The sequence below is a fragment of the Streptomyces sp. NPDC015532 genome, from assembly GCF_043078065.1.
In the GTDB taxonomy this organism is placed as follows: Bacteria; Actinomycetota; Actinomycetes; order Streptomycetales; family Streptomycetaceae; genus Streptomyces.
On the sequence record NZ_JBIBSY010000006.1, the window covers coordinates 75,970 to 88,361 of the forward strand.

Here is a 12,392-nt window from a genome sequence, read left to right on the forward strand (position 1 = left end):
TCAACGAGACCCCCGAGGCCGGGGATGCGGTGCGGGCTCTCGTCAGGGGACGAGGGTGATCCGGTCGCCGGTCTCGGTGCGCCAGGCCTGTTCGACGTCCTTGAGGGGCACGGCCTTCGAACGGACATCGAACTCGCCCTTGGCGATGGCGTGGACGAGTTTGGGCAGCTCCTTCAGCCAGTCCCGGCCGGGGACCGAGCCGATGCCGCTCCCGACGATCTGCAAGCGCGCTGCCCGCAGCGCGGCCGAAGGGATCGGGGAAGTGGGCCCGGCCACGGACCCGATCTGGATCCAGGCGATCGGGTCGGAACGCTCCTTGCGGGCAGTGATCATGTCAACGATGCCGGCCGCGGCCGGCTCGCCCCACAGGTAGTCGATGACCACGTCGACGTTCGCGGCCTCGGCGAGCCGGTCGAGCGGGAGCACCTCGTCGGCACCGAGCGGACGAAGGGCCTGAAGGGCTGCGGTGTCGCGGCCGGCGCCGATGACATGGGCGGCGCCGAACTTCTTGGCCACCTGAACGGCCATGCGTCCGGCATTGCCGGTTGCGCCGAGGATGAGCACGCTCTGCCCTCGTCTGAAGTCGATGCGGCGGCGCAGCGCCACCCAGGAGGACATGGCGGGATTCATCGCCGCGGCAACGATCACCGGGTCGACATCCTTGGGCAGCACGATGCTGCGGTCAGGTTCTATGACCGTGCGCTCGGCCAGAGTCCCCAGGGAAGTCTCATCGAGGATCGCGTAACGAAGGCGGCCATCAGGTCCCCGGACAACGCCGTCGATCCCCGGGATCAGCGGGAGTTCACCGGTGCTGGTGTAGTGCGAGCCGTCCGCCTGGGAGCGCACCCGGGGATGGAGCCCGGCGGCAAGGACGTCGACGACCACCTCGTTCTTCCCGCGAGCGACGGGGTCGGAGAACTGCTCATAGCGTGGCGAGGCGCCAAAGGAATGGACTACTGCGGCATACATGCGGTGAACTCCACACTGGTTTAGTTGGTGGCACGTACTATCCGCAATCTAGTTTGTGTCACGAACTAACGCAAGCTAAGGTGCCCCCATGGCCTCCGATCTTGAACCGCCCGCAGCGGCCGCGGGCGACGCCCCGCTCAACACGGTGGACGCCCTCGTACAGCTGTCCTTCCTGGTGAACCGGATCCTGGGCGAGGTAGGCGCCGAGCGCGGGCTGTCGGTCATCCAGATCCGACTGCTGGGGGTACTGCGGGGTCGCACTGCCGGCATGCTCGAACTGGCCGCAGTCCTCGGCCTCGACAAGTCCTCGATGACGGGCTTGGTGGCCCGCGCGGAGAAGCGCGGCCTGCTGAAGCGCTCGCCTTCTCCACATGACGGCCGTGCGGTCCTCGTCTCCCTGACCGACAGCGGCAAAGACCTCACGGCCTGGGGTACCGCCCAGATCGGCAGGCGCATTTCGGCACTCACCGATGGACTCACACCCTCCGAACGGTCACGGATCACCGAGCTGGCCTCAGCCGTTGTGCAGGCCCAGCGGTCGGGGTGACGCGGAGGAAGGACGACGAAGCCCTTCGTGCCCTTGGGCCGCGAGACGGTCCTCGGGATGATTTCAGGCTGCCGCCTTCACCGTCTGGCCGCGCGGGCTGTCGGGAGGTAGCGGAGACGCTCGGGGAGCAGGGGGACGAGAGTGCGTACGACCGCGCCGAAGCGGCGCAGCCTGCGTTCGTTCCTTCGGCGTCCAGGGAAGCCCGAGCCGGTCACGGGCGGCGGGCGGAAGCAGGCCCACGGTGACGAAGACGTGCAGGCGCCCCAACGGCCGGCGGAGCAGCGGCCAGAGTCGGCGCAGCAGCCTGCCCGAGCCGGGCGGCGGGGCGATGGGGCGGCGAGGGTCGAGCAGTTCCCGGACCACGGAGGTGCTCTCCAGTTCCTCCTGGATCATCGTGTCGAAGTACGGCCAGAACGCCTCGGGAGTGCCCGGCATGTCGCGCTCGTTGATGCCGAGGATGGCCCCCAGTTGCAGCAGTTCGTCGTACAGACGGCGCTCGCCCTCGGGGGACAGCGGCCGTGACAGGTAGCGGGCGGCCCGCAGGAACACCGGATAGGCGGTGGCGTGCACCCAGGCGCAGTAGGCGGGGGTGAGCGCGTGGTAAGGACGACCCCGGGTGTCGGTGCCGCTGATGGTCTTGTGCAGGCGGCGCAGGCGGCGCCCCTCCTCGATCGCCCGCTCGCCGCCGTAGACCCACAACTGGAGGGATTCCAGAGAGCGCTCGGCGCGTCCCCAGGGGTCCGTGCGGAACACCGAGTGGTCGTCGACTCCCGCGCCGACCGCCGGGTGGGCGACCTGGAGGACGAGAGCGGCGGGCAGCGAGAGCAGGAGCCGTACGTCGCCCGCGATCTCCCACAGGATCGTTCCCGGGGCCAGTGGGGTGGGCTCGGTGGTGGGCTTCATGTCACCTCGCTCCCAGCGGGCGCCGCGTGACGGGATCGGTGCCGGGCCGGTGGGTGGCCCAGTAGGCGATGGCGAGCGTGCCGGTGATGCGCCGCCGTGCCTCCTCGGCGGCCGCGCGCCGCCCTCCGTAGATCACGGTGCTCAGCGAGAACAGGGTGCGCTTCAACCGGGGCCAGGGTGCGGCGCGGAAGGTGCTGTGGCCCTCGACGCCGGAGCCGACGACGGGGTGGGCGACCTGGAGCAGGAGCAATTGGGGTGCCATGAGGGTGGCCCGGGCGTCCCCGAAGTATCGCCGGGCCGTCCCGCCCCGACGCGGCGCCCTCACCGCGGAGGAGGCCTCAACCTCCTTTGCACATACGAGTGTTGGGGCGGTGGGCAGGTGCGGCAGAGCAGCCATGGCGCCTCCCTTTCTCCGTTGTGTCCGGAGTATTGACGCGCTCTGTGAAACAAGTCAATAGTTTTTGTATCTTCGACTCATCGATGGCCCCCGAGAGCTCGCCGCCATCGCTCCAGCCCCGCGAAAGGGACTTCCCATGAGTGACAGATATACCTATATGAGGACAAATACCCTGAGTACGGGTCGTACGCACTGGAAACGCAGCGCCGTCATGTTCGTCCCCTGCTCCCTGGCCGTGGGAGCACTCGGCATCGCCCTCGCCCAGGGAGCGCTCGCCGCGTCCTTCGCCGTCTCCGGCGCCGCGTTCAAGGTCTCCGCTTCGGAGATCACCGCGGAGGGCGTGTCGTCGTTCCCCTCCTCCATCGGCGACTCCGCGGACGACGCCAGGCCCGTACTGCTGGCCGCCGTCAAGAACGGCACGGTCGCCGACGTGTGCGTCTCGCTCAAGCAGCAACTGCCGCTGGTCGGGGACATCACCATGCTGGTGCACTCGGGGGCGGACAAGCCGCTCGAGGGCAGCAACCTCGTGGTGAACGCGGACGCCCTCACCGGGGGCGGCGGCAAGGTCACCGGAGTCCAGGCCGGCCGGGACGCCTCCACCCTGACCGGTGCGCCCGGCGTCACCGGGCCCAAGGGCACCTTCGGCGTCCAGGCGAGCACCGCCGTCGCCCATGACGTCCAGAGCACCGCGTACGCCGCCAACGGCGGCACCCTCACGCTGGAGAAGCTGGAGATCGAGTTCAGCCGCACCGGCAAGCAGTGCTTCTGACGCGACGAAGGACGGACTCGGTCATGTTCAGCTTCGTCTTCGGTTTCCTGTCGGAACTGGCGCGCGAGACCGGCGACTGGTTCGACCGGATCCTGCCCGCCCCCAGGCTGCGCCGCTCCCTGCGCGGCCGGCGGCGCAGCCGTCCGTTCTGGGCGGCCCTGTGGGTCATCGCGGGAGGCGTGGAGATGGTCGCCATCCCGCTGGCCCCGCTCCCCCTGATGATCAAGATCGGCGTGGGCGCCATGTCGGCCGTCGGCATCAGTCTGGTGCTGATCGCGGGCGGCATCTTCTTCCTCTTCAAGCCCGACCAGCGGATGTTCGTCTCCGTCGTCACCGCCATCGCCTCGCTGACCTCGATGGCGACGACGAACCTGGGCGGCTTCGGCGTCGGCATGATGGCCGGGCTCATCGGCTCCTCGATGGCGTTCGGCTGGATGCCCGACCCGGTCGGCGAAGCGGACGGCGACGGCGACCGGCTGCCCGGTCCGCCGGGGGCCGCGCCGGGCGATCCGGCTCCGGAGGTCCGTGACGAGGCCGCACCCGGTCCCGCGGGCACCCTTCGGGAGGTCGCTGCCCCGGAGAACCGGGAGGTCGGTGCCCCAAAAGCCCATGAGGACCGTGTCCGCTCCGGCAGCCGCCGAAGGCCCTCCCGGGGCACGGCCCTCATCGTGGTGAGCGCGTTGGTGGCGGCGGCCGGACTCCCGGCCGCCGGCACCGCCGCCGCGGCACCGGGCACGAACGTGTTCCCGCTCCCCTGGCCCACCCTGGCCTGGCCCTGGGAGCCGGCCCCGCCCCCCTCCCCCACTCCCGCCCTGGGCGGCACCGGCTCAGCGTCCGTTCCTCCCTCTGCGGCCTCACCACGGGCCACCGGGGAAGCGGACAGCGGCGGCTCCGCGGACAAGAACGGCGACCAGGGGGCGGAAGAACCGGCCGGCCGAGCCGGTGCCGCCCAGGTCACGCTCCCGTGTCTCACGGGCGTCGACACCGGGGGGCTCCCCAACCCCGACCGGTTGGAGGAGGCCGCACCCGGCAAGACCTCCGCCGACCCGGACGACCTGACGGCGCTGCGCCCGCCGGTCGTCGTCGGCGGCCAGCCCGGCCGCCCCCGGTCCACCTATCCGATCAGTCCCGCCTATCCCGAGGTCGGCGCCGACACTCTGACCGCGTACGGCGCCATCATCCACGGCGCGACCTACCTCCCGACCGCCGACGACGGGCGGTTGAAGGTGCTGTGGGTACACGCCGACCGGCTGGTCGCGGACGACTACTCCTTCCGCCTGGAGAGCGCGGGCCAGGTCCAGACGATCGACGTGGACCTCGACATCCCGCAGGTCGACATCTACGTCACGCAGCTGACCGGCTCCATCACCATCCCCGTCCTCGGTGTCGGCACCCCGCGCATCTGCGTCGGGGCCGACATCGTCCCGGCGAACCTGCCCATCGCCGTACAACTGCCGAAACTGTCGGTGACCGCGGTGGAGGCGGGTCAGGTGCTGGTCGACGCCGAGACCGTCAACTTCGCCGGCCTGTCCGTACACAGCAAGGCACGGTAGCGCCCGCCCGCACAGCACGGACCGCCGGCCCACCCGTCCGCACGAGCAGACAACGATGGGAGACGTCCCCATGGGCCGCTACAGCCGGCTCCACCGCATCCGGCAGATGGACCCGCAGCAGGACTATGAGGAGATCTTCCGCTGGGTCACCCAGTACGAGTTCCCCTGGGACTACCTCCAGGGCGTCTCGATCGCCTTCCTGCGGGACTACGGCGTACCGCGCATCTCCCGGCTCCTGCACCGCACCCAGGAGTTCGAGCGCGCCGGCCAGAAGCGGTACGACGACACCGTGCTGATCGCGCACGAGATGGTCCGCGACGGTATGGAATCCGAGCAGGCCCGTGCCGCCGCCCGCCACCTCCACCGCATCCACGGCCGCTACCGCATACCCGACGAGGACTATCTGTACGTCCTGGCCACCACCGTGGTGGGCCCCAAACGATGGATCGACCGGTACGGCTGGCGGGCCCTGTCCGAGCAGGAGACCGAGAGCCTCGCCCTCGTGGGGCGCCGCATGGGCGAGCTGATGGGCATCACCGGCATACCCGCCGACTACGCGGGCTTCGCCCACCTCCACGACACCTACGAGCAGGAGATGTTCGCCTACGACCCGGCCAACCGGCGGGTCGCGGCGGCGACACTGAGAGTCGTCACGCAGCGGTACCCGAACCTGCTGCGCCACCTGCCGCCGCGCCCCGACTGGTGGCCGTACCGGAACAAGCCCCGCAGTTATCCGTTCGGCTGGACCCTGGACGACCTCGGCCCCCACTGGGCCCACAGCAGACCGCTGCGGCCTCTCCCCGAGGAAGCCACAGCGACCACGGACGCGACCCCCGCACCGCGGCACTCCCCCTCCGCCGGTGGGACCACCGGAGACCCAGGCCGGTGACGGTGTGGCGGACGCGACCGGTCAGGCGCCGAGGAGCGGGGCGAGGTAGCGGCGGGCGACCGCGCGGGCTGGTCCTCGTCCGCTCGGCGTGTGCCTGCCCGAGGAGTACGGAGGAGCGGGGCATCGAGACCGTGGGCGGCCGCGAGGTCAACGACGTCTTCCTCAGCGGCGTGCGGCTGCCCGCGGACGCCGTCGTCGGCGAGGTCGACAACGGCCGGCGCCAGCTGATGGCCGGACTGAACCACGAACGGCTCTTCCCGGCCGCCAACATGCTCGGCCTGGCCCGCCGTGCCTTCGACGACGCCGTCGCCTGCCCGTCCGACTGCCGCCAGGAGGGGGTGGTCGCTCAGCCGTCGGTAAAGGTCTCGCCGTGCTCGGCCTTGCGCAGCAGCAGTTCTGGCGGCGTGAACCGCTCGCCGTGCAGGTCGGCCAGTTCGCGTGCGCGGGCGGTGAAGCCCGGCAGGCCGTCCGGGTAGCCGTTGACGTACTGCAGGACGCCGCCGGTCCAGGCCGGGAATCCGATGCCCAGCAGGGAACCGACGTTGGCGTCCGCCACGGACACCAGTACGCCTTCCTCCAGGCAGCGCACCGCGTCCAGTGCCTCGACGAAGAGCATCCGCTCCATGAGCTCACCGAGGTCGGCGGGCGGCAGGCCGGGGTCCGTGAAGTGCTCGCGCAGGCCCGGCCAGAGCCCGGTCCTGCGGCCGTCCGCGTAGTCGTAGAACCCGGCGCCCGCGGCGCGCCCGGCACGGCCGAACTCACCGGTCATGCGGTCCACGACGGCATCGGCGGGATGCGGCCGCCAGACGCCGCCCGCCTGCTCGGTGGCGCGGCGGTTCTCCTCGCGGATCCTGCGCGGCAGGGTGAGCGTCAGCTCGTCCATCAGGGCGAGCACCCTGGCCGGGTAGCCGGCCTGCGCGGCGGCCTGTTCCACGGTCGCCGGGTCGATGCCCTCGCCGACCATGGCGACGCCCTCGTTCATGAAGTGCCCGATGACACGCGAGGTGAAGAAGCCCCGGCTGTCGTTGACGACGATCGGTGTCTTGCCCATCTGCCGGACGAGGTCGAAGGCGCGGGCCAGGGCCTCGTCACCGGTCTCGCACCCCTTCACGACCTCCACCAGGCGCATCTTGTCGACGGGCGAGAAGAAGTGCAGCCCGATGAAGTCCTTGGGGCGCCGCACGCCTTCGGCGAGCAGCGTGATGGGAAGGGTGGAGGTGTTGGAGCACAGCAGGGCGTCGGACGCGACGGCCGGCTCCGCCTCCTGGAACACCCGGTGCTTGAGCGCCGGATCCTCGAAAACCGCCTCGATCACGGCGTCGCAGCCCGCGAGATCCCGGACGTCGTCGGTCGTGACGATCCTGCCGAGGAGTGCGTCGCGCCGTTCCTCGGTCGTACGTCCCCGGGCGACGGCCTTCTCCAGCAGGCCCGCCGCGTACGCCTTGCCGCGCTCCGCCGCCTCGGCCGAGACGTCCTTCAGGACGACGTCGATACCCGCCTTCGCGCAGGCGTACGCGATGCCGGCGCCCATCATCCCGCCGCCGAGAACGGCGGCCCTGCTGACCGTGCGGACGGGCACTTCCTGAGGGCGGCCGGCGCCGGAGTCCACCGCCCGGAGGTCGAAGAAGAAGGCCTGGATCATGTTCTTGGTGATCTGTCCGGTGAGCAGGTCCGTCAGATGGCGGGCCTCGACGGCGAAGGCCGTGTCGAGGTCGACCTGGGTGCTCTCCACGGCTGCCGCCAGGATGTTGCGCGGTGCCGGGCAGGGGGCGCCGCCCGTCCTGCCGCGCAGGAGGGCGGGCAGGGCGGGCAGCTGCGCGGCGAGCACCGGGTGTGCGGGCGTGCCGCCGGGAATGCGGTATCCGGGCGTGTCCCACGGCTGCGCCGACTCGGGATGTGCGTGGACGAACGCGCGGGCACGCGAGAGGAGTTCGGTCCGGTCGGCCGCGATCTCGTCGACCAGGCCCGCTTCGAGCGCCCACGCGGGGCCGTACTGCGTCCCCTCCAGCAGCACCTTGCGCAGGGCCTCGACGACACCGAACATCCGAACCGTGCGCACCACTCCCCCGCCGCCGGGCAGCAGCCCCAGGGTGACTTCGGGGAGTCCGACGCGGGCCGTCGGCCGGTCGAGGACGATCCGGTGGTGGCAGGCGAGGGCGATCTCGTAACCGCCGCCCAGCGCGGCCCCGTTGATCGCCGCGACGACGGGCACGCCCAGCGTCTCCAGCCGGCGCAGGGCACGCTTGACACGCATCCCGGCCTCGAACGAGCGTCCGGCGGTCGCGGGGGTGACGGCGATCAGGTCGCGCAGGTCGCCGCCCGCGAAGAACGACTTCTTGGCGGAGGTCAGGACGACGCCCCTGAGCAGGTCGCGACGCGCCTCCAAGCGGTCCACCGTGGCGTCCAGGGAATCCATGAACGCCGCGTTCATGGTGTTGGCGGACTGGTCGGGATCATCGAGGACGAGCGTGACGACACCGTCGGTGTCCTCTTCCCAGCGGATGGTGCTGCTCTCGGTGAGAGTGGCCATAGGTCGGTCTCCAGAGATACGGAAGGAAGTGCGGGGACGGGGGCGTTGCCGCTTCAGAGGCGTTCCACGACGGTGGCGATGCCCATACCGCCGCCCACGCACAGGGTGGCGAGCCCGTACCGCAGGCCGCGGCGCTCCAGCTCGTCCACGAGCGTGCCGAGGATCATGGCGCCGGTCGCCCCGAGGGGGTGCCCCATGGCGATGGCACCACCGTTGACGTTGACTTTCTCCAGGTCGAGGTCCAGGTCCTTGACGAAGCGGAGGACGACGGCGGCGAAGGCCTCGTTGATCTCGACGAGGTCGATGTCCCCGGCCGTGAGCCCGGCCCTGTCGAGTGCCTTGCGGGAGGCGGGTGCGGGCCCGCTCAGCATGATCGTCGGATCGGCGCCGGAGACGGCCGCCGAGGCGATCCGCGCCCGGGGCCGCAGGCCGTACCGCTCCCCCGCCGCGGCGGATCCGATGACAGTCAGTGCCGCGCCGTCCACGATCCCCGAGGAGTTGCCGGCGTGATGGACGTGATCTATGCGCTCCACCCAGTGGTACTTCTGCAGGGCCACCGCGTCGAATCCGCCCGCCTCGCCCGCCTGCGCGAACGACGGCCTGAGCGCGGCGAGGCTCTCGGGGGTGGTGCCGGGCCTGATGTGCTCGTCCCGGTCCAGCACCAGCAGCCCGGCGCGGTCCCGCACGGGGACGACCGACCGGTCGAACCGGCCGTCCTTCCACGCCTCGACGGCCCGCGCCTGGGACAGGGACGCGTACGTGTCGACGTCGTGGCGGGTGAACCCCTCCAGGGTGGCGATGAGATCGGCGCCGATGCCCTGTGGCACGAAACCGGTGTCGTGATTGGTCAGCGGGTCCAGTGCCCAGGCGCCGCCGTCGCTGCCCATCGGGACCCGGGACATCGACTCGACGCCGCCTGCCAGGACCAGGTCCTCCCACCCCGAACGGACCTTGGCGGCGGCCAGGTTGACGGCTTCGAGGCCGGAGGCACAGAAGCGGTTCTCCTGTACTCCGGCCACGGTGTCGGGCAGCCCGGCGGCAAGGGCCGCGGTACGGGCGATGTCCGCACCCTGGTCGCCGACAGGACTGACGACGCCGAGCACGATGTCGTCGACCGCCGCCGGGTCGAGGCCTGGAAAACGGCGGCGCACCTCGTCGATCAGACCGACGACGAGGTCGACGGGCTTGACGCCGTGCAGGGAGCCGCCTGCCTTTCCGCGTCCACGGGGGGTGCGGATCGCCTCGTACACATACGCTTCACTGGTCATCGCGGGTACCTTCCGGTCCGGCCGAGGAGGTCGGCGTACGAGGAGCGCGGGGCAGGAGAATTCGAGGCGTGCACCGCGTCGAGTGAGCCGCGGCCGGGCGCGGCGATGCACCGGTCGAAGCCGGCCGGAAGTTCACAGCCAGCCTCTGACGCGCTCGACGAGCCGGGCGGGGTCGGGGCCGACGGGCGTGACGTTGAGCATGGTCACCCCCGCGTCCCGGAAGGCCTCGATCCGGTCCCGCACATAGCCCTCGGGGCCCGCCAGGCTGACCAGTTCGCACAGTTCGGCCGGGACGGCGGCCTCCGCCTCCTTCTTCCGGCCGGCCAGGTAATGTTCCTGCACGGCGGCGGCCTCGGCCTCGTAGCCGTAGGAACACACCAGGTCGTGGTAAAAGTTGCGGCCCGGAGCGCCCATGCCGCCGACGTAGAGCGCGATGGTGGGACGCATCAGGTCGCGTACGGCCTCCGAGCCCTCGCCGACGGCGAGCAGTCCGCCCGCCACCACGGACAGCGGTCCGAGCGCCGGGTCGCGGGACGCGGTGCCCTCGGCGACGGGCCTGCCCCAGACCTTGGCGGCATGTTCGGGAACGTAGAGGAACGGCAGCCATCCGTCCGCCAGTTGCGCGGTCATGCGGACGTTGGCCGGGCCGAGCGCGGCGACGTACACAGGGACCGACTCGCGGACCGGGTGAGTGAGGAGCTTGAGCGGTCTGCCCAGGCTGCCGCCCTTCTCCAGGGGCAGGGGCAGGTCGGTGATGCCGTGGTGCTCGATCACCTCTCGGCGCCAGATGCGCCGGGCCAGTTCGATCGTCTCGCGGGTGCGGCCGAGCGGTCGGTCGTAGCGACGGCCGTGCCAGCCCTCGACGACCTGGGGGCCCGAGGCACCGATACCGAGGAGGGCTCGTCCGTTGGTGAGGGCGTCAAGTCCGGCCGCGGTCTGGGCGATCAGGGCGGGGGTGCGGGAGTAGACGTTCAGGATGGCCGAACCGATCCGCATGCGCTCCGTCCTGGCTGCGAGATAGCCCATGACCGTCGGGGAGTCGAAGCCGTAGGCCTCCGCCACCCAGACGGCATCGAGACCGGCGGACTCCAGTGCGGCGGCCTCGTCCGCAGCGGCGCGCGGATTCCCCGCGTACGGCAGGGGCATGGAGAGGTCCATCAGCCGGCCGCCTCCACCACGCGCACTCCGTCCAACGGCCCTGCGCTGCCGGGTGTTCGATCCGTACTCGTGTCCGGATGATCACTGATCGGACTCATCGGTTCCTCTCTCGGAGGCGGTTCAGCGGCTGCCGAACCGGGAACTTACTGAGCGTTCGCTAAGACGGTATGAGCGACAGGGAGGACGGTCAACGCTTAGGGCAAACCGAGTTTTCGACAGCTCTCACCGAATCCGATGAACGAACTCCCGCCAACATCAACGGACTTCGAGGAGAAGACATCTAGCGAGCACCGACGACTCCACCCGCACCTACTGAACGATCGATAAGCAGAAGGGCAGTGGTCATCGCCCTTCATGGACGTACGATGCCTCCGTCACCGACCCGTCCGAGGAGAGCCGTCGAGCACCGAACAGAGTCAGGCCACCGCCTCCCACGTTCCGTCCGCCGACCATCGGCGATGCCGCTCGTGGGGCGTCTTCCAGGGGCCGTACCGCTCAGGAAGATCACGCCACTGCACGCCCGTGCGTATCCGGTAGAGCACTCCCGTTCACGACCTGCCGGTGGTCCCGCCACCGACCGCAACTCCCTTGCTCACCGGTGGAAGCTGACCGCTGAATACGGTGCAGGGGCCCGGTGCAATGAGAGGACGCGAAGACATGGATGTGTATGAGGCCGTGGAGAGTCGCCGGGCCGTGCGGGCGTTCAGCGATGAGGCGGTGTCCAAGGAGGTGCTCGAACGCGTGCTGACCGCAGCGACGCGGGCTCCCTCCAGTGGGAACCTCCAGCCGTGGCACATGTATGTCGTGACCGGCGAACCCTTGGCCGAGCTGAAGAGGCATGCGACCGCCAGGGCACTGGCGGGAGACCCGGGTGATGAGCGGGAGTATCCGATGTACCCGGACGAACTGACCTCGCCGTATCTGGACCGCTTCTCTGCCGCGGCGGCTCAGCGGTACGAAGCGCTGGGGATCGAGCGCGACGACCCCGGCCGGCCCCAGAAGATCGCCGCCTTGAACTCGGAGGCGTTCGGGGCGCCGGTCGTCCTGTTCTGCTATCTCGACCGGACGATGGGGCCCGGACAGTGGGGTGACGCGGGGATGTACTTGCAGACGGTCATGTTGTTGCTGAGGGCGGAAGGGCTGCACAGTTGCCCCCAGGTGATGTGGACCATGTACCGCGCCACCGTCAGCCGAGCAGTCGGAGCCGAGGACGAGCTCGTGCTGTTCTGCGGCATCTCCGTGGGATTCGAGAAGGAAGGCGTGCCGAGGCTGCGTACCGGGCGGGCGGACATGACGGAAACGGTGACCTTCATCGGAGTGTGACCGCCGGGCTCGCCTTCCTGGACACGAGATCCGCAGCCTGGAGCCCGCGAACCGCGCCCGGCAGGTGGCGCTGCGGGACTAACTGG

Annotated in this window: 10 protein-coding genes and 2 pseudogenes; 5 read left to right on the plus strand and 7 right to left on the minus strand. The window is 70.4% G+C overall.

Annotation, left to right across the window (positions count from 1 at the left end; translation table 11 throughout):
- Positions 1 to 42 precede the first annotated feature (42 nt).
- Entirely contained in the window at positions 43 to 969 is a 927-nt protein-coding gene (locus tag ACF07B_RS20570; protein ID WP_392179939.1) for a zinc-binding alcohol dehydrogenase family protein, read from the minus strand.
- Positions 970 to 1,057: 88 nt separating this feature from the next.
- Here ACF07B_RS20570 and ACF07B_RS20575 point away from each other — a divergent pair, with 88 nt between their 5' ends.
- Positions 1,058 to 1,516 carry a MarR family winged helix-turn-helix transcriptional regulator gene (locus ACF07B_RS20575; RefSeq protein WP_392179940.1) on the plus strand — a complete coding sequence of 153 codons (459 nt, stop codon included), beginning with the start codon at positions 1,058 to 1,060 and terminating at the stop codon, positions 1,514 to 1,516.
- A 77-nt stretch (positions 1,517 to 1,593) separates the two neighbouring features.
- Here the strand turns inward: ACF07B_RS20575 and ACF07B_RS20580 are convergent.
- Together ACF07B_RS20580 and ACF07B_RS20585 are read right to left on the minus strand one after the other, a co-directional pair.
- Positions 1,594 to 2,419, minus strand: a pseudogene (locus tag ACF07B_RS20580) (oxygenase MpaB family protein).
- Position 2,420: 1 nt separating this feature from the next.
- Entirely contained in the window at positions 2,421 to 2,681 is a 261-nt protein-coding gene (locus ACF07B_RS20585; RefSeq protein WP_392179941.1) for an oxygenase MpaB family protein, read from the minus strand.
- A 271-nt stretch (positions 2,682 to 2,952) separates the two neighbouring features.
- Here ACF07B_RS20585 and ACF07B_RS20590 point away from each other — a divergent pair, with 271 nt between their 5' ends.
- From ACF07B_RS20590 to ACF07B_RS20600, 3 genes are all read left to right on the plus strand, one after another.
- Complete coding sequence (locus ACF07B_RS20590; protein WP_392179942.1) at positions 2,953 to 3,585, plus strand: DUF6230 family protein; 633 nt, start codon at positions 2,953 to 2,955, stop codon at positions 3,583 to 3,585.
- Between the two features lie 23 nt (positions 3,586 to 3,608).
- Positions 3,609 to 5,138 carry a DUF6114 domain-containing protein gene (locus tag ACF07B_RS20595; protein ID WP_392179943.1) on the plus strand — a complete coding sequence of 510 codons (1,530 nt, stop codon included), beginning with the start codon at positions 3,609 to 3,611 and terminating at the stop codon, positions 5,136 to 5,138.
- 70 nt (positions 5,139 to 5,208) lie between these two features.
- A complete protein-coding gene (locus ACF07B_RS20600; RefSeq protein WP_392180189.1) occupies positions 5,209 to 6,027 on the plus strand; it encodes an oxygenase MpaB family protein in 819 nt (272 codons plus the stop codon).
- A 346-nt stretch (positions 6,028 to 6,373) separates the two neighbouring features.
- On the opposite strand, the gene ACF07B_RS20605 is transcribed toward ACF07B_RS20600, so the two are convergent.
- The 4 genes and pseudogenes from ACF07B_RS20605 to ACF07B_RS20620 all read right to left on the minus strand — a co-directional run.
- Positions 6,374 to 8,557: a 3-hydroxyacyl-CoA dehydrogenase NAD-binding domain-containing protein gene (locus ACF07B_RS20605; protein WP_392179944.1), complete on the minus strand. Its 2,184-nt coding sequence runs from the start codon at positions 8,555 to 8,557 to the stop codon at positions 6,374 to 6,376.
- A gap of 53 nt (positions 8,558 to 8,610) precedes the next feature.
- Complete coding sequence (locus ACF07B_RS20610; protein ID WP_392179945.1) at positions 8,611 to 9,825, minus strand: acetyl-CoA C-acetyltransferase; 1,215 nt, start codon at positions 9,823 to 9,825, stop codon at positions 8,611 to 8,613.
- A gap of 132 nt (positions 9,826 to 9,957) precedes the next feature.
- Positions 9,958 to 10,983: an LLM class F420-dependent oxidoreductase gene (locus ACF07B_RS20615; protein ID WP_392179946.1), complete on the minus strand. Its 1,026-nt coding sequence runs from the start codon at positions 10,981 to 10,983 to the stop codon at positions 9,958 to 9,960.
- A 428-nt stretch (positions 10,984 to 11,411) separates the two neighbouring features.
- Positions 11,412 to 11,562, minus strand: a pseudogene (locus ACF07B_RS20620) (transposase); the annotation flags it as partial.
- 78 nt (positions 11,563 to 11,640) lie between these two features.
- Between ACF07B_RS20620 and ACF07B_RS20625 the strand changes: the two are divergent.
- On the plus strand, positions 11,641 to 12,306 hold the full coding sequence (locus ACF07B_RS20625; RefSeq protein ID WP_392179947.1) for a nitroreductase: 666 nt from the start codon (positions 11,641 to 11,643) through the stop codon (positions 12,304 to 12,306).
- Positions 12,307 to 12,392: the final 86 nt, after the last annotated feature.

Bases quoted from the DNA above. Each gene is read 5' to 3' on its own strand.
- ACF07B_RS20570 (WP_392179939.1), bottom strand. From the start codon at position 969: ATGTATGCCGCAGTAGTCCATTCCTTTGGCGCCTCGCCACGCTATGAG.
- ACF07B_RS20575 (WP_392179940.1), top strand. From the start codon at position 1,058: ATGGCCTCCGATCTTGAACCGCCCGCAGCGGCCGCGGGCGACGCCCCG.
- ACF07B_RS20585 (WP_392179941.1), bottom strand. From the start codon at position 2,681: ATGGCACCCCAATTGCTCCTGCTCCAGGTCGCCCACCCCGTCGTCGGC.
- ACF07B_RS20590 (WP_392179942.1), top strand. From the start codon at position 2,953: ATGAGTGACAGATATACCTATATGAGGACAAATACCCTGAGTACGGGT.
- ACF07B_RS20595 (WP_392179943.1), top strand. From the start codon at position 3,609: ATGTTCAGCTTCGTCTTCGGTTTCCTGTCGGAACTGGCGCGCGAGACC.
- ACF07B_RS20600 (WP_392180189.1), top strand. From the start codon at position 5,209: ATGGGCCGCTACAGCCGGCTCCACCGCATCCGGCAGATGGACCCGCAG.
- ACF07B_RS20605 (WP_392179944.1), bottom strand. From the start codon at position 8,557: ATGGCCACTCTCACCGAGAGCAGCACCATCCGCTGGGAAGAGGACACC.
- ACF07B_RS20610 (WP_392179945.1), bottom strand. From the start codon at position 9,825: ATGACCAGTGAAGCGTATGTGTACGAGGCGATCCGCACCCCCCGTGGA.
- ACF07B_RS20615 (WP_392179946.1), bottom strand. From the start codon at position 10,983: ATGGACCTCTCCATGCCCCTGCCGTACGCGGGGAATCCGCGCGCCGCT.
- ACF07B_RS20625 (WP_392179947.1), top strand. From the start codon at position 11,641: ATGGATGTGTATGAGGCCGTGGAGAGTCGCCGGGCCGTGCGGGCGTTC.